Below are 21,628 nucleotides of genomic sequence, written 5' to 3' on the forward strand. Positions count from 1 at the left end.
GAGTACGTTAATGCGGTGAAATATGGCACGGATTGCGATGAAAAGCCACAAACAAACACCAAACTACGGTGATTCTTGATGATAATTTTGACTCGCAAATCTAAACCCCGCTCACAGAAACAAAAAATTAACAAAAACGGGTAATCTTTAATATTCAGAAGATCCTAATTGAGCCTTAAACGAGTAATTTTAGACTTGTTTGCGTGTTTATGATCTTGGAGTGAATACAGTGACAGCTCGGTTACTCTGGCCTAACGAATAAAGAAAAGCTAAAAACTGCATATTTCAGAATGGTTATGCACGTTTTATGCACTATTGATGTACCCTCTCTTCCCCAAACTAAAAAGAATAAAAACGCACTTTCTAAAAGCTATGAATGAACTGCAAAATATAGAATTAAAATACACCCAATTGAAATTTACGAAATATAAAGCTAAAAAATGATATTTTTACAAAATATAAACCAACAAAAGGAACTTGCATCTTAGCACCAAGCTTGTCATAACTAATGGCTGGAATATTTGTAAGGATACAAAATGAGCAAGCTGTACGTTGGATCAGAAGTAGGTCAACTTAGACGAGTTCTATTAAATCGCCCAGAGCGTGCCCTCACCCACTTAACACCATCAAACTGCCATGAATTACTATTTGATGACGTATTGGCAGTCGAAGCTGCAGGTGAAGAACACGATGCATTCGCTCGAACTCTAAGTGAGCAAGGTGTTGAGGTGTTACTGCTTCATGATCTACTAGTCGAAACCCTTGCGGTTCCAGAAGCAAAACAATGGTTGTTAAACACTCAGATTTCTGACTTTCGTTACGGTCCGACTTTCGCTCGCGACCTGCGCCAGTACTTCGCAGAGATGGACGATGAACACCTGGCCAGCATTCTTCTTGGCGGATTGGCTTACTCGGAACTGCCAATCAAATCTTCATCGATGCTACCGAAAATGAAGCGTTCTCTAGACTTCGTTATCGAACCTTTACCTAACCACCTATTCACTCGCGATACTTCATGCTGGGTTTACGGTGGTGTATCACTCAACCCAATGATGATGCCTGCACGTCAGCGCGAAACCAACCACCTGCGCGCGATTTACCGTTGGCACCCAACCTTTGCTGGGCAAAACTTCATAAACTACTTTGGCGATGAAGACCAACACTACGACAATGCCAACGTTGAAGGCGGTGATGTTCTGGTTATCGGTAAGGGTGCGGTTCTGATTGGCATGTCTGAGCGTACAACTCCACAGGGTGTAGAAAACCTAGCGGCGAGCCTATTCAAATCCGGTCAGGCGAAAGAAGTCATTGCCATCGACCTACCGAAACACCGTTCATGCATGCACCTTGATACGGTAATGACGCATATGGATGTCGATACTTTCTCGGTATACCCAGAGATCATGCGTAAAGACTTAGACACATGGCGCCTAACACCAAAAGGCAATGGGGAAATGCATGTCGAAGCATCGCACAACTATCTGCACGCAATTGAATCGGCACTTGGCTTAGACCAATTGAAGATCATCACAACCGGTGGTGACAGCTACGAAGCTGAGCGAGAGCAATGGAACGATGCCAACAACGTACTGACGGTGAAACCTGGTGTTGTGATTGGCTACGAGCGTAACGTCTACACTAACGAGAAGTACGACAAAGCTGGCATTGAAGTCCTGACCATTCCGGGTAACGAGCTTGGTCGCGGTCGTGGTGGTGCACGTTGTATGAGTTGCCCAATCGAACGTGACGATATTTGAGAAATCTCTCTCACCAAATAAAACCAATAAAGACTAAGGTTGATGTGAATGCATCAACCTTTTTTTGCCTTACTTTAAAATAATTATTCACATATATAGCATTTTCATGCTTTAATGGTTTTATTACTTATCAACCAAACGACCTAAGGGACGAGCTATGGCTTTCAATCTACATCATCGCAACTTTTTGAAGCTATTGGATTTCTCCACAAAAGAAATTCTCTTTTTGCTCGAACTGTCTGCTGAGCTAAAAAAAGCTAAATATGCAGGGACAGAGCAGAAGAAACTTCAAGGCAAAAACATTGCACTAATCTTTGAGAAATCTTCTACTCGTACCCGATGTGCGTTTGAAGTCGCTGCTTTTGATCAAGGCGCTCAAGTCTCTTACATCGGCCCTTCTGGCTCGCAGATCGGTCATAAGGAATCAATGAAAGACACGGCTCGAGTTCTTGGTCGCATGTATGATGGCATCGAATACCGCGGATTTGGTCAGTCTATTGTGGAAGAGCTAGGGGCTTACGCAGGTGTTCCGGTATGGAATGGCTTGACTGATGAGTTTCACCCTACACAAATACTGGCGGATTTCCTCACCATGCAAGAACACGGACGTGGTAAACAACTGCATGAGATGACCTTTGCCTATCTGGGTGATGCACGTAACAACATGGGTAACTCTCTCATGGTCGGAGCCGCCAAAGTCGGCATGGACATTCGTCTCGTGGCGCCAAAAGCATTCTGGCCAGAAGAAGAATTAGTCGCGACTTGCCAAGCGATTGCTCAACAAACCGGTGCGAAAATCACTTTAACTGAAAGTGTCGAAGAAGGCGTAAAAGGTTGCGACTTCCTCTACACCGATGTTTGGGTTTCCATGGGCGAGTCCGCCAATGCTTGGGACGAGCGTGTTGCACTTATGACGCCATACCAAATTAACATGGACGTGATTAAGCAAACAGGCAATCCTCACGTGAAATTCATGCACTGCCTGCCAGCTTTCCACAACGACGAAACAACGGTGGGCAAAGAGGTGGCAGAGAAATACGGCATGAATGGTTTAGAGGTAACAGAAGAAGTGTTTGAATCAGAATACTCAATCGTGTTTGATGAAGCTGAGAACCGAATGCATACCATTAAAGCCGTGATGGTAGCGACACTAGGTAGCTAAACCAAAGCATTAGAAATGGTAACAAAAACCATGATGTAATCGCTTGCGCTCACGAAAGTTAAGCGTATAATGCTCGGCAATTTGTCTGAGGATTACGAAATGACCAAGCTAATTGCTGACGTAAAAACGCGATTTGCTCTAGCTAAGCGACTACGCTTACGTGCGGTTATTTTTGTTAATTCTATTGAATTTTAAAACCTCCCCATTTGGGGAGGTTTTTTTATGTCCAAAATTCAATCGTGGTGAATTTTGGAGATAGTCACTACTGTTATAGGGAAGAAGATCATGGCGAACTCGCTTTACCAGAAGCACATCATCTCTATTCCAGAGCTTTCACGTGAAGAACTGGAACTGATTGTTGAAACTGCAGGTCAACTAAAAAAAGAACCTCGTCCAGAACTGATTAAAAACAAGGTCGTAGCTAGCTGTTTCTTTGAACCATCCACACGTACTCGCTTGTCATTCGAGACTGCGATTCAACGTATCGGTGGCGATGTGATTGGTTTTGACAATGATGGAAACACCTCCCTGGCAAAAAAAGGCGAGACACTGTCTGACTCGGTACAAGTTATCTCCTCTTACGTTGATGCATTCGTGATGCGCCACCCTCAGGAAGGCGCGGCTCGCCTTGCATCTGAGTTCTCTAACGGTGTACCAGTCATCAACGCAGGTGACGGCGCAAACCAACACCCTACGCAAACCCTACTCGATCTATACACAATCGCCGAAACGCAAGGCCGTCTGGATAACCTTAACGTCGCGTTTGTTGGTGACCTAAAGTACGGTCGCACGGTGCACTCTTTGACGCAAGCACTGGCAAAGTTCAGCAACATTCGTTTCTTCTTCGTCGCACCAGACGCACTGGCAATGCCAGATTACATCTGTGAGGAGCTTGACGAAGCAGGCATTCAATACAGCCTGCACACTGATATGGAAAGTGTCGTCCCTGAGCTAGATATTCTTTACATGACGCGCGTACAAAAAGAGCGTTTTGACGAGTCTGAATACGCACATATCAAGTCCGCTTATATCCTAACAGCAGCACTATTGGAGGGTGCGCGTGACAACCTAAAAGTACTCCACCCACTACCTCGCGTGGATGAAATCACCACGGATGTGGATGCAACTCAACACGCCTACTACTTCCAACAAGCACAGAACGGTGTATACGCTCGTCAAGCGTTGTTGGCATTGGTTCTTAACGAAACACTGTAATCGAGGGAGAAAAAACATGACTAAAGAAACTCAATTGCAGGTAGAGGCAATCAAAAACGGCACAGTAATCGACCATATTCCTGCACAAATTGGTATCAAAGTGCTGAAACTGTTCGACATGCATAATTCTTCTCAGCGCGTAACTATCGGTCTGAACTTGCCTTCTTCTGCTCTGGGTCACAAAGACCTACTGAAGATTGAAAACGTGTTTATCAATGAAGAGCAGGCAAGCAAGCTAGCACTTTACGCACCACATGCAACCGTAAACCAAATCGAAAACTACGAAGTAGTTAAGAAGCTTGCACTAGAACTGCCTGAGCGAATTAACAACGTGTTTGAGTGTCCGAACAGCAACTGTATTACACACAACGAGCCTGTTGCGAGCAGCTTCCAAGTGTTCGAGAAGAAGGAAGAAATCCGTCTAAAGTGTAAATACTGTGAGAAAGTATTCGCACGTGAGATCGTCACTGAGCGTTAATTTCTCGCTTCGATTCTTGCTAACGATAAATTGACCAATACCCCGCTCATGCGGGGTATTTTGCTCTTTACGTGCTTCATGTTTAAAGGCAAACTGCTTATTCTTAAGAACACTCAAAATGCTTGAGTAAACTCTTTATTCCCCTAAACAGATGGAACAATTCAAATGACGAAAGTACTTCACACTGAGTCTGCACCAGCAGCAATCGGTCCTTACGTTCAAGGCGTAGATCTAGGCAACATGGTTCTTACTTCTGGCCAAATCCCGGTAAACCCAGCGACAGGTGAAGTGTCTGCCGACATCGCAGAGCAAGCTCGTCAATCTCTAGAAAACGTAAAAGCTGTAGTTGAAGCGTCAGGCCTTAAAGTAACAGACATCGTTAAAATGACAGTATTCGTGAAAGACCTAAACGACTTCGGTACAGTAAATGAAGTTTACGGTAAATTCTTCGATGAACACGAAGTAGCAAACTACCCTGCACGTTCTTGTGTAGAAGTCGCTCGTCTGCCTAAAGATGTTGGCATCGAGATTGAAGCAATCGCAGTTCGCAAATAATTGCACTTGCTAACAAGCATAAAAAAACGGGTAGCTCAGGCTACCCGTTTTTTATTGTCTTTTTGCTGCTGTATCGCAGTAAGGCTTAAGCTGCGTTGCGCTGTTTCACTTCTTCATCCAACGCTTCTAGCTTCTCTTTCATTTGCTCACGACAGCTGTTCGCCAGCTCACGGACACTCTCTTTACCGTAGCCCTCAGAGCTTACTGGCGGCAGCATCTCAATGATTACATGTCCGTTGTTCCAACGATTTAATTTAATATGATCAGTCGAACTGCATACGATTGGAATGATTGGCACTTCTGCACCAATAGCCGCATGAAACGCACCAGTCTTAAATGGCAGCAAACCACGGCCACGAGAGCGAGTACCTTCTGGGAACATCCATATTGAAACATCACTGTTCTTGATGCTATCCACAACTTGGTCAATGGTACCTTTCGCTTTAGAACGATTCGCACGGTCGATCAGAATATTGCCAGTTAGCCAATAAAGCTGACCAAATAGAGGCATCCACGCCAAACTCTTTTTACCTACGGTAACCACTTTTGGTGTAACCGCTGAAGACACGGTGAAAAGGTCCCAGTTGTTTTGGTGGTTTGCAATATAAACATGCTGACCACGCGAATACGCATCTTCTGGAATTCGTAGCTCAAGCTTGATACCAAATACACGCGACATCTTGCCGAATAGACGGCCGAAAGTGAAAACATGCTTAGGGTTTCTAGGGCTTAGTAGGCAGTAACCACAACCACCAATAAACATCACAATTGCGAAAATTGCGACAGCAAATACACGTAACAGTGCAATCATTGTTGTTCTCCAAGAACCAGCTTTACGCCAGCTACAGCTATTATTGTCTCTTTTGACATAGTCATGAACTATGCAAGAAAGCGCGATACAAAAAAGCCGAAACCAACGTTTCGGCTCTCTTCATATCCAAGTCACCTGCACCGCAGTTTAACTTGCCTCGCTCACTCGCTCAATATTTGCGCCAAGTGCAGCCAGTTTATTTTCGATTTTGTCGTAACCGCGGTCAATGTGGTAAATACGATCAACGATGGTTTCACCTTTCGCAATACAACCCGCAATGACCAAACTTGCCGAAGCTCGTAGGTCAGTTGCCATTACTTGTGCACCACTTAGTGAATCTACATCGCCACAGATAACCGTATTGCCTTCAATTTCCGCTTTCGCGCCCATACGCATCAGTTCAGGTACGTGCATGAAACGGTTTTCAAAGATCGTTTCTGTGATTACGCCGCCGCCTTTCGCCATCATGTTCAATAGCGTGAATTGCGCCTGCATGTCAGTAGGGAAACCTGGGTGCGGAGCCGTGCGGATGCTTACTGCTTTCAGCTCACGGTCAGTCATATCAACAGAAATCCAGTCATCGCCAGTTTCTACCAATGCGCCTGCTTCTTCTAGCTTAGCCAGTACCGCTTCTAGAAGGTGTGCATTGGTATTACGACATACCACTTTGCCGCCAGAAACCGCTGCCGCTACTAGGAAAGTACCGGTTTCGATACGGTCAGCCACAACGTTGTGCTTACCGCCACCTAGACGCTCAACGCCCTCGATAGTGATGGTATCAGTACCTGCACCAGAGATTTTCGCGCCTAGCGTGTTTAGGAAGTCTGCCGTATCAACGATTTCAGGTTCACGCGCTGCGTTGTCTAGCGTTGTTGTGCCCTCAGCAAGTGCTGCTGCACACATGATAGTGATGGTTGCACCAACACTTACTTTGTCCATCACGATGTGTGCACCTTTTAGGCGACCATCTACTTCCGCTTTAACGTAACCATCTTCTAGTGTGATGGTTGCACCAAGCTGCTCTAGACCTGTGATATGTAGATCAACAGGACGAGCACCAATCGCACAACCGCCAGGTAGAGAAACTTGACCTTTACCAAAACGAGCCACTAATGGGCCAAGTGCCCAAATTGATGCTCGCATGGTTTTCACCAAGTCGTAAGGCGCACAGTACTCATTAATACTGCTTGGATCGACATGAACAGAACCATTGCGGCTGACTTTAGCGCCCAAGCGCTTTAGCAGTTCCATGGTTGTGTCGATATCACGAAGGTGTGGTACGTTTGCTACTTCTACTGGCTCTTCAGCCAAAATTGACGCAAATAAAATCGGCAGTGCTGCGTTTTTTGCACCTGAAATGGTCACTTCACCAACCAACGGCTGATCTGACCCAATAACTCGAAACTTTTCCATTATAAACCTTATAGCGACATTAGCTTTTTATCACGAGCCCACTCATCTGGAGTGAACGCTTTAATCGATAGTGCGTGAATGTCGTTACGCTGGATGTAATCCATCAGAGGACCGTAAATTAACTGCTGCTTCTTAACGCGGCTCATTCCATCGAAACAAGCATCAACAGCAACCACCTCATAATGGCTACCTTCACCTTTTACATGCACTTCTTGAAGGTTTAGTGCTTCTTCTAATAGCTGTTGTACTTTTGCGCTATCCACAATTTACCCCTGATAATTCTGTATGTGTTTTGCCACTAAGGATTCAACATTACTAAGTTGAAACAAAGTGCGCAGTTGCGCTGGCACGAAACTCAGCATTATATGACAGTTTTGCTTTTTTGCATGCTCTAATAAGTGGATTAACATCACCATTCCTGCAGAGTCAACACGCTCAATATCCAATAAAGAGCACTCTAATTCGGTTTGTGATGGTTGCCACTTCTGTGCCTCAACCCAAAGAGCCGGAACGGTTTCACGATCCAGCGCTCCTGTAAGTTTAAGAATACCAGCCTGTAAATGCCACTGTTCCATTACTTTTCCGCCTCAAAGCGAATCGGTTGTTCCGCCAGCTTTTCTAGATCTTTTGCTACCGCAAGAATACCATCTTGACGGATTTTCGTGTTCCATTCAGATTGTTTGCTCGACAGTAAGCTAATACCTTCAGCAACCATATCAAATGCCAACCACTCGCCTGTTTTCTTGTCTTTGCGCAGTTTGAATTCAAGCCTAATGTTAGGACGCGGAGCATCAATAATATCTACCTTAATGCTCGTAATACGTTTAGATGAATCCAATTTTGGTTCTGGGCCAAAAGCGATTTGTTGATCAGAATATTGCGTTAATACTTGCGCATAAGATGTCACTAAGTAAGCCCGAAATGCTTTGATAAACTCCCCTACATCTTCACGCTTTGCCCCTTTTAAGTTAGGTCCAAGCAATTTCAATGCAGCGTAGCGATCGTTAACGTAAGGCATCAGCTCTTCTTCAACGATGGTTTTTAACAAATTAGGGTCTTGTTTGATCTTCGGCTGTTCAGCCTTGAGGCGGTCAAACGTCACTTCCGCAACTTGCTTCATCATTTGGTATGGCTGTGTTTTATCGACTTCATCAGCAACAACACCAAATGCTGCGAACGTTGCTAAAAAAGAAAGTAATAATCTAGAAAACATGGGTTATTCCTTACTCGTATCGCCTGAGCCACCAATGCTATATAGAACCTGCCCGATTAGGTCTTCCAAGACCAATGCTGACTTGGTGTCTTCGATGGTATCGCCATCTACAAGCATTTCTTCATCGTCAAAAACAAAACCAGGCACTAAGCCTATGTACTGTTCACCAATCAATCCCGATGTCAATATTTGCACACTCGAGGTTTCTGGGAACTGGTTGTATTGACTGTTAATCGACAAGCTCACTACTGGCAGTAGATTATCCGCATTTAGCGTAATATCACTCACTCGACCGATAACCACACCACCAACCTTCACAGGTGAGCGAACTTTTAAACTACCAATATTATCGAACTCGGCTTTCAAGGTGTAAGTATTGCCAGAGCCAATGCTTTTTACGTCAGCAACCTGAAAAATCATCACAAGAATCGCGCAAATTCCCGCTAATACAAAGCTGCCAACCCATAATTCTGTTTTACGTGTTTGTTGCATGATTAATTCCCAAACATCAATGCGGTCAGTACGAAGTCTAAGCCCAGTACTGCTAAAGAAGAATGCACTACAGTGCGCGTCGTTGCTCGGCTGATCCCTTCAGACGTCGGAATAGCGTCATAGCCATTAAACAAAGCAATCCAAGTAACGGTAATAGCAAACACGATACACTTGATCATGCTGTTACCGATGTCTTGACCTAATTCGACCGAAGACTGCATTGCAGCCCAGAAACTACCATGGTCTACGCCTTTCCAATCGACGCCAACAAGCTGAGCGCCCCAAATCCCCACAGCCATAAAGATCATAGCAAGTAGAGGCATTGAGATCGCCCCCGCCCAAAAGCGTGGCGCTATCACTCGTTTCAGCGGGTCAACCGCCATCATTTCCAAGCTAGACAACTGCTCAGTAGCTTTCATCAGACCGATTTCTGCCGTTAATGCTGAACCAGCACGACCTGCAAACAACAGCGCAGTTACTACGGGCCCAAGTTCACGTAGCAATGACAAGGCCACCATTTGACCAAGGCTGCCCTCTGCACCGTAATCCACCAACACCACGTAGCCTTGCAAGCTAAGTACCATGCCGATGAACAAACCAGATACCACGATGATAGCCAACGATTGAACGCCTACGGAATAAAGCTGCTTGACCAGCAAAGGCAAATTTTTAATTGGCTGAGGTCGAGTCAATAATGCACCAACAAGCATCAAGGTTGCACGACCGAATGCTTCGCAGATGGCTAATGTGCGTCTTCCTAAAGAAGCGACAAATTGAATAAAGCTATCGACCATCAAATAAATCCTTTTCGATACTTTGAGCTGGGAAGCGGAATGGTACTGGCCCATCCGCTTCGCCTTGTAAAAACTGCTGCACGCGAGGGTCAGGATTGTCTCTCAACTCTTGTGGTGTGCCAAACGCAATCACTTTGCCATCAGCCATCAAGTAAACCCAATCGGCAATGCTCATCACTTCGGGCACATCATGAGAAACGATAATGGAGGTCACACCTAGCGCTCGATTCAAATTACTGATCAGCTCAACAAGCACACCCATGGTTATTGGATCCTGACCAACAAAAGGTTCGTCGTACATGATAAGGTCAGGGTCGAGCGCTATCGCGCGGGCTAATGCAGCACGGCGAGCCATACCACCAGAGAGCTCGCTTGGTTTTAACTCCGCAGCCCCTCGTAACCCTACAGCTTCAAGCTTTAGCAGCACCATGGTTCGGATTAATTCTTCGGGGAGATCTGTATGTTCACGCAAAGGAAACGCGACATTATCGAAAACGTTCAAATCAGTAAACAGAGCGCCTGATTGGAACAACATACTCATCTTTTTACGAGCATGGTATAAGTGCTTTCGAGATAATCTAGGGATGTTGTCACCGTCAAACCAAATCTCGCCCTGCTCTGGATATAATTGGCCACCAATTAAGCGCAATAGAGTCGTTTTACCTATTCCAGATGGCCCCATAATTGCGGTAATTTTCCCTCTCGGGATATGTAACTCAATGCCATCGAAAATCCTACGTTCTCCTCGCGAGAAAGTAAGATTGTTCACTGTAACTAAATCATCGTTTGGCATAGCATTTTTCTCTTACTCATAGGTAAAGACAATCAGTAAAGTATACCCATTGCTCCAATAGCTACTCATTTCAGCCAACTGACTTGGCAATAAAAATCATTTGAGTACGACTCAAGCTTGTCATCATAAGCAGATCGGCGGTGGATTAAAAGTGAATTAAAAGCACTGTTCAATTAAAGAAAACCATAAAATTTCAAAGAATTCTCAAAAGAGCACACATTTTAAGGTGTAGAGCGGTTTAGAGTTGACCTACACTCGGTTGCATTATCTTCATTCGCGATTGAGCAACAATTAAACACAAATTCGTTACTAACTTTTAATTTATGCATTGTTTATCTTCCATTTTTGGTCGCAAAAGGTCAAAATTAGCGGTTACTCATTTTGCTTATTTATTACCTAGGAATCATCATGCTCGAAGCCGTTGCGTTGCTTATCGTCGGTCTTGTTTTACTTGTTTGGAGTGCAGATAAGTTAGTTTTTGGCTCCGCTGCTCTAGCCCGCAACGTCGGTATTTCACCACTAGTGATCGGCATGACCATTCTAGCAATGGGCTCATCTGCACCAGAAATGATGGTTTCAGCAACCGCAGCATGGGATGGCAAAACCGATACAGCGGTTGGTAACGTACTGGGTTCAAACATCGCTAACATTGCTTTGATCCTAGGTATTACTGCGATTATCAAACCACTTTCTATAAGCTCTGCCGTGATTCGCCGTGAACTGCCTTTGATGATAGCAGTTACTGTGCTTGCCGGTATTTTGCTATGGGATAGCCACTTAGGTTTCTATGAAGGCATCTTGTTATTCATTCTGTTCGCTGGTTTCTTATTTGCCATGCTGCAAATCAGCCGTAAAGAGCAGAAAGCCGGTGACGCGTTTGTTGATGAACAAGAATCTGAAGTTCCAGAAGGCGTAACTAACCCTAAAGCAATTATGTGGGTCGTGATTGGCTTGATACTGCTTCCCTTAGCAGCGAGCATGCTGGTAGACAATGCTGTTATCATCGCTAAATACTTTGGTATGAGCGACCTTGTGATCGGTCTAACTATCATTGCCATTGGTACTAGCCTTCCAGAGCTAGCCGCTTCTCTTGCAGGTGTTCTTAAAGGCGAAGACGACATGGCTGTAGGTAACATCATCGGTTCAAACGTATTCAATATTCTTGCGGTAATGGGCCTACCAGGCATTATCAACCCATCGATGCTTAGCGAATATGCAATGGGTCGTGATTTCTGGGTAATGCTAGGCGTGTCTCTGCTACTCGTAGCGATGTGTCTTGGTAAATCTCGAAGTATCAACCGACTAGAAGGTTCCATTCTGTTTGTGTGTTTCTTGGCTTACCAAGTATACCTATTCGCAAACATGGCCGCTTAATAACAAAATAAGTAAACACGAATTGGAGCTCTGATATGCCCACTCAATTTGATTTTCGCGCAGCTGCTAAACAAGTTCTTGATATTGAAGTTTCAGCTCTACAACAGCTAGACCAATACTTTAATGAGCAGTTTGAACAAGCTTGTAAGTTGATTCTTTCCAATAGCGGTAAAGTTGTCGTGATGGGGATGGGCAAATCAGGTCATATTGGCAATAAGATTGCTGCGACACTAGCAAGTACTGGAACCTCTGCATTTTTTGTCCACCCAGGTGAGGCAGCGCATGGTGACCTTGGTATGATCAGCGCGGGTGACATCGTTATCGCGATTTCAAACTCGGGTGAATCTCATGAGATTCTATCTCTATTCCCTGTGTTGAAACGCCTGAACATCAAAATCATCAGCATGACAGGCAAGCCAGAGTCGAACATGGCGAAGCTGTCTGATCTGCATCTACAAATCACCGTGCCAAAAGAAGCTTGCCCTCTTGGTCTCGCGCCAACCAGTAGTACCACTGCAACTTTGGTTATGGGTGACGCATTGGCGGTAGCTTTACTTCAGGCACGTGGATTTTCCGCAGAAGACTTCGCTTTATCTCATCCCGGCGGTGCGCTGGGAAGAAAACTGTTGTTGAAGCTGTCTGATATTATGCACTTTGGAAACTCACTACCAAAAGTTTCACCGGATGCACTGATTCGTGACGCCTTACTCGAGATTTCAGAAAAAGGCTTGGGGATGACGGCTATCGTCGATGAACACGATGCTATGCTTGGAATATTCACCGATGGTGATTTGCGTCGCACGCTAGATAAACGTATTGATATCCACACGACTGCGATTGGTGACGTAATGACTAGAAATCCAACCACAGCGCACCCAGAAATGCTTGCAGTGGAAGGTTTAAATTTAATGCAAGATAAGAACATCAACGCTTTAGTTTTATGCAAAGACAACAAAATTGTTGGTGCACTGAATATGCATGATTTGTTAAAAGCAGGTGTAATGTGATCAGTACTCACTGTACTGCGCACTGCACCCAATTTAAATAAGGCAATAGTCAGGGAAGTACTGAGCTAAAATAAAGGCCTTTATTATATGAGTTTTACTCGTTTCATATATTTGATGCTGATAGTCTCCATCACGTGGTGTAGCTATTATATCTTTTCATCTGAAAGAAATTCAGATGTCCAGATAGCACCTAACACCGAGTTGCCAATGTTTAGTGGTAACAAGTTAGAAAATACAACATACGGAGATGATGGCATTAGAAGTTATGTCATTGTCGCAAACCATTTAGACTACTTTGCTAAAAGTGGAAGCACTCTTTTTGAGCAGCCTATTTTGTTCGTATACAAAGGTGGTGAAATTGTAGAGTGGAAAGTAACATCTAAAACAGCAGTCTTGGATGATGACCAAGTATTAACTCTGTACGATGATGTTCTAATGCACAATCTATTACCTGGCGCTAGCTTCGACACCATGGCGACAGATAAAATGACAATCAATCTAAATAATCGAGATTTTTACGCCAATCAGAAAGTTATTCTAGTTGGACCACAGTTTGAAAATACTGGAGGCGCAATGCACGGAAACTTAAATAGTCACATTGCAACTCTAACAAATGATGTTCAAGGTCGATATGAAACTGTTACACCTTAGCTTACTAACATTGATTTTAGCAGCCCCAACAGCACTAGCTCTAAAATCAGATACCGAGCAACCTGTTTACATTAACTCTGATACACAACAAGTTGATATGAAAAGTAACAAGGTTGTTTTTCAGGGGGATGTATCCCTGAAGCAAGGGAGTATTAACATAAATGCTGACAAAGTAATTGTTACGAGAGATGCGAATACTCAAGAAATATCCCAAATTGAGGCATACGGAAAACCCGCTACTTTTTCTCAACTAATGGATGATGGAAAGACGCTTAATGGCCAAGCAAACGAACTTGATTACATAATCAAAACAGATCAGCTTGTTATGCGTAAAAATGCTGAACTCGAGCAAGAAGGAAATACTATTCGAGGTTCAACGATTCGCTATCACATCCAACAACAGAAGTTAGTTGCCGATAGCTCAAAGACAGAACGAGTAACAACGGTCTTACAACCTAATCAGGTAAAATAAAATGTCAATTTTACGCGCAAAGAACCTTGCGAAAAGTTACAAAAAGCGCAAGGTTGTGACTGATGTGAGTCTAGAAGTCGAATCTGGCCAAATTGTTGGTCTGCTCGGGCCAAACGGTGCAGGTAAAACCACATCATTTTACATGATTGTAGGCTTGGTGCCTCGTGATGAAGGTATCATCACTATCGACGACCAAGATATTAGTATTCTACCTATGCATAGCCGTTCTCGTATGGGGATCGGCTACTTACCACAAGAAGCATCAATCTTCCGTAAGCTATCTGTTGAAGACAATATCATGGCCGTTCTTGAGACTCGCCAAGAGTTAACACGAGAAGAGCGCCAAGATAAACTGGAAGATTTATTGGAAGAATTCCACATACAGCACATACGAAACAGTGCAGGTATGGCACTATCAGGTGGTGAACGCCGCCGTGTAGAAATTGCTCGTGCATTGGCAGCAAACCCTCAGTTCATTTTGTTGGATGAACCGTTCGCGGGTGTTGACCCAATTTCGGTTAACGACATCAAGAAAATCATCGAACACTTGCGCGATCGCGGTCTTGGTGTATTAATCACTGACCACAACGTACGTGAAACCTTGGACGTGTGTGAAAAAGCCTATATCGTAAGCCAAGGTCACCTCATCGCTTCTGGGACTCCGGACGAAGTTCTCAACAACGAACAAGTGAAACAAGTTTATCTCGGCGAACAATTCCGTCTATGATTACATTAGGAACGGTAAGATTCTGAGCATTACAAGGTAAGTAACACTGAATGAAACCTTCATTACAACTCAAGCTAGGTCAACAGTTAGCCATGACGCCACAGCTGCAACAAGCGATTCGTTTGTTGCAATTGTCGACGCTCGATCTTCAACAAGAAATCCAAGAAGCGTTGGACTCCAACCCGTTACTGGAAGTTGAAGAAGGCCACGAAGAGCCTCAAGCAAACGGTGAAGACAAATCAGCGTCTGAATCTGCTGATAACAGTGCGAACGAAGCCAACGATGCCTCAGAGCCCGACCTTCCAGACAGCTCAGACGTGATTGAAAAATCGGAAATCAGCTCTGAGCTAGAAATTGATACCACTTGGGATGACGTATACAGCGCAAACACGGGCAGCACTGGCCTAGCGCTGGATGACGACATGCCAGTCTACCAAGGTGAGACCACTGAGTCGCTGCACGATTACCTCATGTGGCAGTTAGACTTAACACCTTTCAGTGAAACCGACCGCACCATCGCCCTCGCGATCATCGATGCCATCGACGACTACGGCTACCTAACCCTTTCTCCTGAAGAAATCCACGAAAGCTTCGATAACGAAGAAGTGGAATTAGATGAAGTAGAAGCGGTACGTAAGCGTATCCAACAATTTGACCCACTTGGTGTAGCCTCTCGCAACCTGCAAGAATGCTTGCTACTGCAACTGGCGACCTTCCCTGAAGACACGCCGTGGCTCGCTGAAGCAAAAATGGTGTTAAGCGATCATATCGACCACCTTGGTAATCGCGACTACAAGCTGGTCATCAAAGAAACTAAGCTTAAAGAAGCGGACTTGCGTGAAGTATTGAAGTTGATTCAACAACTTGATCCGCGCCCAGGTAGTCGTATCACACCCGATGACACTGAATACGTCATTCCGGATGTGTCCGTATTTAAAGATCATGGTAAATGGACCGTCTCCATAAACCCTGACAGCATTCCGAAACTAAAAGTAAATCAACAATATGCGCAACTAGGCAAAGGCAACAGTGCGGATAGCCAGTACATTCGCAGCAATTTGCAAGAGGCAAAATGGCTAATCAAGAGCCTAGAAAGCAGAAACGAGACGCTTCTCAAAGTTGCAAGATGTATTGTTGAACATCAACAAGATTTCTTCGAGTATGGTGAAGAAGCCATGAAACCAATGGTACTTAACGATGTAGCATTGGATGTGGACATGCATGAGTCAACGATCTCTCGTGTGACTACACAGAAGTTTATGCATACCCCACGTGGCATTTTTGAATTGAAGTACTTCTTCTCTAGTCATGTTAGTACAGACAATGGTGGAGAATGTTCGTCCACAGCAATTCGCGCTCTCATAAAAAAACTGGTCGCAGCGGAAAATACCGCTAAACCATTGAGTGACAGCAAAATTGCTGCTCTTCTGGCTGACCAAGGGATTCAAGTCGCAAGACGAACGATCGCGAAGTATCGTGAATCCTTGGGTATCGCCCCTTCAAGTCAGCGTAAACGCCTACTTTAAGGCACCAACTGAAAAGGAAAGTCTATGCAAATCAATATTCAAGGCCATCACGTTGATCTTACCGATTCAATGCAAGACTATGTTCAATCTAAGTTTCAGAAGCTCGAAAGGTTCTTCGACCACATCAATCAAGTACAAGTCGTACTAAAAGTTGAAAAACTCAACCAAATAGCGGAAGCTACGCTCCACATAAATCAGGGCGAAATCCATGCGTCATCGAATGACGAAAATATGTATGCAGCAATTGATTCGCTGGTGGATAAATTAGTTCGTCAACTTAACAAGCACAAAGAAAAACTAAACAGTCATTAATCATGCAATTGAGCGAGATACTGTCACTGGACTGCACCAAAAGTGCAGTCCATTGTACAAGTAAGAAACGTGCCCTAGAGATGATCAGTCAGATTGTCGCTGAAAACACGGGCCAAGATTCTACACAACTGTTTGAGTGTATGCTCAGCAGAGAAAAAATGGGGAGTACTGGTATCGGTAATGGTATTGCTATTCCTCACGCAAGAATGCAATCCAGCGACAAAGCTATCGCCGTTTTACTACAATGCGACGAAGCAATTGAGTTTGACGCTATCGACAACCGACCTGTCGACCTTCTTTTTGCTCTTCTTGTTCCCGAAGAACAGTGCAAAGAGCACCTCAAAACACTTTCCTCTATGGCAGAGCGCTTGAGTGATAAGCAAGTACTCAAAATGCTGCGTAAAGCTCAGAGTGACGAAGAACTCTACGACATTATGATTCATCAGTAATCGAGGCAATCACCATGCGATTAATCGTTGTTAGCGGGCACTCTGGTGCCGGGAAGAGTGTTGCCTTACGCGTACTTGAGGATTTAGGTTATTACTGTGTAGACAACCTACCAGTCAACTTACTCGACGCGTTTGTTCAATCAGTCTCTGAGAGCAAACAAAACGTTGCAGTAAGCATCGATATTCGAAATATCCCTAAGAAACTCAAAGAACTAAACACCACGCTAGAAAAGCTAAAGGCTGAGCTGGACGTTACGGTACTGTTCTTAGATGCGAACAAAGAAACGCTACTTAAACGCTACAGCGAAACCCGCCGAATTCATCCCTTATCATTGGGAAGCCAGTCTTTATCACTGGATCAAGCCATTGAGCTTGAGCATGAAATACTGATGCCACTAAAAGCGCATGCTGACTTAGTCCTGAACAGTAGCGGTCAATCTCTGCATGATCTCAGCGAAACGGTACGTATGCGTGTTGAAGGGCGCGAGCGTAAAGACTTGGTGATGGTGTTTGAATCATTTGGTTTCAAGTACGGCTTGCCATCAGATGCAGATTACGTGTTTGATGTGCGCTTCTTACCAAACCCACATTGGGAGCCTGCGTTGCGCCCTCTTACTGGTTTGGATGCTCCGATCGGTGCGTTCCTAGAGCAGCATCAGTCAGTACTTGACCTAAAATACCAGATTGAAAGCTTCATTGAGACTTGGCTGCCTCTATTAGAGAAAAACAACCGCAGCTACCTGACCGTTGCGATTGGTTGTACTGGTGGCAAACATCGCTCGGTTTATCTCACTCAAAAAATCGGTGAGTACTTTGCGGATAAAGGACACCAAGTACAAATTCGCCACACTTCACTGGAAAAGAATGTTAAGGAATAACGGTGGAACTAAGTCGTAAAGTATTGATCCAAAACCGCTTAGGCTTGCACGCTCGTGCGGCAGTAAAATTGGTCGAACTGGCACAGAGCTTCGATGCGGTGATCACCATCGATAACGAAGAAGACAAAACTGCAACTGCAGACAGCGTCATGGGCTTGCTGATGTTGGAATCCGCCCAAGGACAATACGTGACCATCCACGCCACTGGGGACCAATCCGAGCAAGCTCTTGATGCGGTTTGCTACTTGATTGAAGATAAGTTTGACGAAGGCGAGTGATTCACTCGCTTTTTTATTATCTCTAGCCAGATATCCCACATATACCCAAGTAACCTCGAGATGCTAGGTTCAGCGAGACTGACTTGGTTTGTAGACGCGGCGGCGATTTAAAGGTTTAGTGGGTCTAAATCAAGAATCGACAACAAAGTATACAAGCCAAGGCAGCTCGCCCTTTGGGAGCGTGTCATTGACCCGATTGCTGCGTCAAACAACTTGGAAAGAGCTGGCTATTACACTGCGTTGTTTTCCTTGCTCTCGAATCAATGACAACGCTCTGAATCCTGCATCTTGAAGTCACTTGGGTATAACTTTCACCTCCTGCTTAAATTCCGATAAATAATTTTGTCGACTTTCATAAGTTGTTATTAAAAGGTGCCTAGAATTAAGTTATTATTCAAAGCATTGTAAATATCAGGAATTGGGAGGAATGAATGGCAGAGCAAATAGAATTCGACCAAGCTCACCAAGCCCTCCAAGAAGTCACAGAAGCACTAGAAAACGGTCGCTTTGTCCATGTTCGTCGCCAACTGCAGGACATGGAACCTGAGGATATCGCCCACCTTTTAGAAGCCTCGCCACGTAAGAGCCGTGAAGTTCTTTGGCAGCTCACCGATCCAGAAGATTACGGTGAGATTCTTGACGAGCTGAACGAAGACGTTAAAGACAGTCTTGTGTCTAAAATGGCTCCTGAAGCGCTTGCAGAAGCGACGGAAGGCATGGACACCGATGACGTGGCTTACGTACTGCGTAGCTTGCCTGACGACGTCTCACGTGAAGTTCTGTCCCAGATGGACTCTGCCGATCGTCTGCGCGTGGAAACCGCCCTATCCTACCCTGAGGATACCGCGGGTGGACTGATGAACACCGACGTAATCACCATTCGTGGTGACGTTGATGTGGATGTTGTCCTGCGTTATCTGCGTATGAAAGGCGAGCTGCCTGAAGCAACTGACGCGCTGTACGTCATTGATGATGAGAGCAAACTGATTGGTGAACTACCGATCACGACGCTGATCACCACGCAACCTGATGTCAAAGTCAGTGAAGTGATGGAAGATGCGGATGATGCGATTACTGTTGATACTAGTGACTCTGACGTAGCAAGCCTGTTTGAGCGTCGTAACTGGGTATCTGCTCCGGTTGTGGATGAAAACCAGCACCTCGTTGGTCGTATCACCATCGATGACGTGGTCGACGTTATCCGCGAAGATGCTGAGCACTCAATGATGAGTATGGCGGGTATGGATGACGACGAAGATACCTTCGCGCCTGTAGTAAAGTCTGCTCGTAAACGTAGTATTTGGCTTGGTGCCAACGTACTTGCTGCACTAGCCGCTGCTTCTGTCTCCAACATGTTTGAAGCGACTCTAGACCAAATGGCAGCGATTGCAGTTTTGATGACCATCGTACCTTCAATGGGTGGTGTGGCCGGTAACCAAACCGTAGCGCTTGTTATCCGTGGCTTAGCGCTCGGTCATATCGGTGACTCGAACAAACGCGAACTCTTGATGAAAGAAGCCGCCATCGGCTTGCTGAACGGCATCATGTGGGCACTGATCATCGGTGGTATTGTGGTTGCTTGGAAAGGTAACTGGATGCTTGGTGGGATAATCTCCGCCGCCATGCTGACCAACCTACTGGTTGCGGGTGTTGCGGGTGTAACTATCCCAATACTACTGAAGAAAATGAACATCGACCCAGCCCTTGCTGGCGGTATGGCGCTAACCACAGTGACTGATGTGATTGGTCTGTCGGTCTTCCTCGGTCTCGCAACCTTGATGATTTAGTCTTTCTAGTGAGCCGCTGATAACAAGCAATAAAAAAGCCTGATGAACACATCAGGCTTTTTCGTATCTAGCGGTTAGCAAGCTTATTCACCAGCAACCTTCATGGTATCCAACAAGATAGAACCCGTTTGGATTTGTGAGCGTGTTTCTACATCGCTACCCACAGCCACAATCTGATTGAACATGTCTTTCAAGTTACCCGCGATAGTAATTTCAGATACTGGGTATTGGATTTCACCGTTTTCTACCCAGAAACCTGCAGCACCACGAGAGTAATCGCCAGTCACAACGTTCACGCCTTGACCCATGGTCTCTGTTACCAGTAGACCAGTGCCCAGCTCTTTCAGCATTTGCTCGAAGTTTTGACCTGTCGACTTCACGTACCAGTTGTGGATTCCACCAGCGTGACCCGTTGGGTCCATCTTCATCTTGCGAGCGGCATAGCTGGTTAGCAAGTAAGTTGCTAAAACACCATCGGTGATGATTTCACGATCTTGCGTGTATACACCTTCACTATCAAATGGACTTGAAGCCAAACCACGTAATACGTGTGGACGCTCAGAAATGTTGAACCACTCAGGCAATACTTGCTTACCAAGATGATCCAATAGGAAAGAAGACTTACGGTATAGGTTGCCACCGCTGATTGCCATCACTAGGTGACCAATCAAGCCTGTTGCTACATCCGCAGCAAACATCACCGGGTATTTGCCTGTCTTAAGCTTTTGCGCATCAAGTCGGCTGATGGTTTTCTCTGCAGCGTTGCGACCAACAGTTTCTGGTGTCCAAAGATCATCACGATGACGCGCAACGGTGTAGCTGTAATCACGTTCCATCTCGCCGTTTTGACCCACACCAATCACACAACAGCTGGTACTATGACGGCTGGATGCGTAGCTTGCTAACAAACCGTGACTGTTACCGTACACTTTTACGCCGTAGTGGCTATCGTAGCTTGCACCATCGCTTTGCTTAATCGCATCGCTGTAGTTCAATGCTTCTTTTTCAGCAGCAATCGCGACTTGCGCTGCGTAGTCTGGATCGGGTGCATCTGGGTGGAAAAGGTCTAAGTCTGGTACCTCTTTCACCATGTATTCTTTTGGAGCAGGACCTGCGAATGGGTCTTCTGATGTGTATTGAGCAATGTCTAGTGCTGCTAAGACCGTTTGCTCGATAGCAGCTTCACTCAAGTCAGATGTGGAAGCACTGCCTTTGCGTTGACCACGGTAGACGGTGATACCCAGTGCGCCATCGCTATTGAATTCAACGTTTTCCACGTCACCCATGCGAGTGGAAACACTCAAACCTGTGCTCTTGGTGATTGCGACTTCAGCGGCATCAGACTTCGCCGCAGCGATTTCTAGTGCACGTGAAACGGCTTGTTCTAGCTCGGTACGTTGCTCAGCAACCTGCTGTTTAATATCCATTGTCTTTCACATCTTGTATTCGATGTACAATAGAATAACAAGAATTTCGCTTTCTCC

Annotated in this window: 26 protein-coding genes; 17 read left to right on the top strand and 9 right to left on the bottom strand. The window is 45.1% G+C overall.

Going from position 1 to position 21,628, the window contains the following annotated elements:
* Window positions 1-536: 536 nt before the first annotated feature.
* The 6 genes from arcA (at window position 537) to B853_RS13080 (ending at window position 5,167) form a co-directional block, all read left to right on the top strand.
* On the top strand, window positions 537-1,757 hold the full coding sequence (gene arcA / locus B853_RS13055; RefSeq protein ID WP_010450398.1) for an arginine deiminase: 1,221 nt from the start codon (window positions 537-539) through the stop codon (window positions 1,755-1,757).
* 157 nt (window positions 1,758-1,914) lie between these two features.
* On the top strand, window positions 1,915-2,919 hold the full coding sequence (argF, locus tag B853_RS13060; protein WP_010450399.1) for an ornithine carbamoyltransferase: 1,005 nt from the start codon (window positions 1,915-1,917) through the stop codon (window positions 2,917-2,919).
* 99 nt (window positions 2,920-3,018) lie between these two features.
* On the top strand, window positions 3,019-3,114 hold the full coding sequence (locus tag B853_RS13065) for a hypothetical protein (RefSeq protein WP_010450401.1): 96 nt from the start codon (window positions 3,019-3,021) through the stop codon (window positions 3,112-3,114).
* 90 nt (window positions 3,115-3,204) lie between these two features.
* Complete coding sequence (pyrB, locus tag B853_RS13070) at window positions 3,205-4,134, top strand: aspartate carbamoyltransferase (protein WP_038884573.1); 930 nt, start codon at window positions 3,205-3,207, stop codon at window positions 4,132-4,134.
* Window positions 4,135-4,150: 16 nt separating this feature from the next.
* Window positions 4,151-4,612, top strand: a complete 462-nt coding sequence (pyrI, locus tag B853_RS13075) for an aspartate carbamoyltransferase regulatory subunit (RefSeq protein ID WP_010450405.1) — start codon at window positions 4,151-4,153, stop codon at window positions 4,610-4,612.
* Between the two features lie 165 nt (window positions 4,613-4,777).
* On the top strand, window positions 4,778-5,167 hold the full coding sequence (locus B853_RS13080; protein ID WP_005432832.1) for a RidA family protein: 390 nt from the start codon (window positions 4,778-4,780) through the stop codon (window positions 5,165-5,167).
* Between the two features lie 85 nt (window positions 5,168-5,252).
* On the opposite strand, the gene B853_RS13085 is transcribed toward B853_RS13080, so the two are convergent.
* The 8 genes from B853_RS13085 to mlaF form a co-directional block, all read right to left on the bottom strand.
* Window positions 5,253-5,978 (bottom strand): 1-acylglycerol-3-phosphate O-acyltransferase, encoded by a 726-nt coding sequence (locus B853_RS13085; RefSeq protein WP_038884575.1) that lies wholly within the window; start codon window positions 5,976-5,978, stop codon window positions 5,253-5,255.
* Between the two features lie 147 nt (window positions 5,979-6,125).
* Window positions 6,126-7,391 (bottom strand): UDP-N-acetylglucosamine 1-carboxyvinyltransferase, encoded by a 1,266-nt coding sequence (murA, locus tag B853_RS13090; protein ID WP_010450411.1) that lies wholly within the window; start codon window positions 7,389-7,391, stop codon window positions 6,126-6,128.
* Between the two features lie 8 nt (window positions 7,392-7,399).
* On the bottom strand, window positions 7,400-7,654 hold the full coding sequence (gene ibaG / locus B853_RS13095) for a BolA family iron metabolism protein IbaG (protein WP_010450413.1): 255 nt from the start codon (window positions 7,652-7,654) through the stop codon (window positions 7,400-7,402).
* Between the two features lie 3 nt (window positions 7,655-7,657).
* Window positions 7,658-7,966: an STAS domain-containing protein gene (locus B853_RS13100; protein ID WP_010450415.1), complete on the bottom strand. Its 309-nt coding sequence runs from the start codon at window positions 7,964-7,966 to the stop codon at window positions 7,658-7,660.
* Window positions 7,966-8,604: a phospholipid-binding protein MlaC gene (gene mlaC / locus B853_RS13105; RefSeq protein WP_010450418.1), complete on the bottom strand. Its 639-nt coding sequence runs from the start codon at window positions 8,602-8,604 to the stop codon at window positions 7,966-7,968. The genes B853_RS13100 and mlaC overlap by 1 nt, the downstream gene beginning before the upstream one ends.
* A gap of 3 nt (window positions 8,605-8,607) precedes the next feature.
* Window positions 8,608-9,096, bottom strand: a complete 489-nt coding sequence (gene mlaD / locus B853_RS13110) for an outer membrane lipid asymmetry maintenance protein MlaD (RefSeq protein WP_010450419.1) — start codon at window positions 9,094-9,096, stop codon at window positions 8,608-8,610.
* A gap of 2 nt (window positions 9,097-9,098) precedes the next feature.
* Window positions 9,099-9,890, bottom strand: coding sequence for a lipid asymmetry maintenance ABC transporter permease subunit MlaE (gene mlaE / locus B853_RS13115; protein WP_010450422.1), 792 nt, complete (start codon window positions 9,888-9,890; stop codon window positions 9,099-9,101).
* The gene (mlaF, locus tag B853_RS13120; protein ID WP_010450424.1) at window positions 9,880-10,683 is read right to left on the bottom strand and encodes a phospholipid ABC transporter ATP-binding protein MlaF; all 804 of its coding nucleotides are present in this window, start codon (window positions 10,681-10,683) and stop codon (window positions 9,880-9,882) included. The genes mlaE and mlaF overlap by 11 nt, the downstream gene beginning before the upstream one ends.
* Window positions 10,684-11,091: 408 nt before the next feature.
* Here mlaF and B853_RS13125 point away from each other — a divergent pair, with 408 nt between their 5' ends.
* From B853_RS13125 to mgtE, 11 genes are all read left to right on the top strand, one after another.
* Entirely contained in the window at window positions 11,092-12,057 is a 966-nt protein-coding gene (locus B853_RS13125) for a calcium/sodium antiporter (RefSeq protein ID WP_010450425.1), read from the top strand.
* A gap of 35 nt (window positions 12,058-12,092) precedes the next feature.
* Complete coding sequence (gene kdsD, locus B853_RS13130) at window positions 12,093-13,064, top strand: arabinose-5-phosphate isomerase KdsD (protein ID WP_038884576.1); 972 nt, start codon at window positions 12,093-12,095, stop codon at window positions 13,062-13,064.
* Window positions 13,065-13,151: 87 nt separating this feature from the next.
* Window positions 13,152-13,715, top strand: coding sequence for an LPS export ABC transporter periplasmic protein LptC (gene lptC / locus B853_RS13135; protein ID WP_010450429.1), 564 nt, complete (start codon window positions 13,152-13,154; stop codon window positions 13,713-13,715).
* Window positions 13,696-14,187 carry a lipopolysaccharide transport periplasmic protein LptA gene (gene lptA / locus B853_RS13140; protein WP_010450431.1) on the top strand — a complete coding sequence of 164 codons (492 nt, stop codon included), beginning with the start codon at window positions 13,696-13,698 and terminating at the stop codon, window positions 14,185-14,187. The genes lptC and lptA overlap by 20 nt, the downstream gene beginning before the upstream one ends.
* Before the next feature lies 1 nt (window position 14,188).
* Window positions 14,189-14,914: an LPS export ABC transporter ATP-binding protein gene (gene lptB / locus B853_RS13145; protein WP_010450433.1), complete on the top strand. Its 726-nt coding sequence runs from the start codon at window positions 14,189-14,191 to the stop codon at window positions 14,912-14,914.
* Between the two features lie 50 nt (window positions 14,915-14,964).
* Complete coding sequence (locus B853_RS13150) at window positions 14,965-16,440, top strand: RNA polymerase factor sigma-54 (RefSeq protein ID WP_038884578.1); 1,476 nt, start codon at window positions 14,965-14,967, stop codon at window positions 16,438-16,440.
* A gap of 24 nt (window positions 16,441-16,464) precedes the next feature.
* Window positions 16,465-16,752, top strand: a complete 288-nt coding sequence (gene hpf, locus B853_RS13155) for a ribosome hibernation promoting factor (RefSeq protein ID WP_010450437.1) — start codon at window positions 16,465-16,467, stop codon at window positions 16,750-16,752.
* Between the two features lie 2 nt (window positions 16,753-16,754).
* Entirely contained in the window at window positions 16,755-17,201 is a 447-nt protein-coding gene (gene ptsN / locus B853_RS13160) for a PTS IIA-like nitrogen regulatory protein PtsN (RefSeq protein WP_010450439.1), read from the top strand.
* A 14-nt stretch (window positions 17,202-17,215) separates the two neighbouring features.
* Window positions 17,216-18,079 carry an RNase adapter RapZ gene (gene rapZ / locus B853_RS13165; protein WP_010450441.1) on the top strand — a complete coding sequence of 288 codons (864 nt, stop codon included), beginning with the start codon at window positions 17,216-17,218 and terminating at the stop codon, window positions 18,077-18,079.
* A 2-nt stretch (window positions 18,080-18,081) separates the two neighbouring features.
* Entirely contained in the window at window positions 18,082-18,357 is a 276-nt protein-coding gene (locus B853_RS13170; RefSeq protein WP_038884579.1) for an HPr family phosphocarrier protein, read from the top strand.
* A 431-nt stretch (window positions 18,358-18,788) separates the two neighbouring features.
* Window positions 18,789-20,144: a magnesium transporter gene (mgtE, locus tag B853_RS13175; protein WP_010450444.1), complete on the top strand. Its 1,356-nt coding sequence runs from the start codon at window positions 18,789-18,791 to the stop codon at window positions 20,142-20,144.
* Window positions 20,145-20,227: 83 nt separating this feature from the next.
* On the opposite strand, the gene pmbA is transcribed toward mgtE, so the two are convergent.
* Window positions 20,228-21,571, bottom strand: a complete 1,344-nt coding sequence (gene pmbA, locus B853_RS13180; RefSeq protein WP_010450446.1) for a metalloprotease PmbA — start codon at window positions 21,569-21,571, stop codon at window positions 20,228-20,230.
* Window positions 21,572-21,628 lie beyond the last annotated feature (57 nt).

Source organism: Vibrio rotiferianus CAIM 577 = LMG 21460, from assembly GCF_002741985.1.
GTDB classification, from domain to species: Bacteria; Pseudomonadota; Gammaproteobacteria; order Enterobacterales; family Vibrionaceae; genus Vibrio; species Vibrio rotiferianus.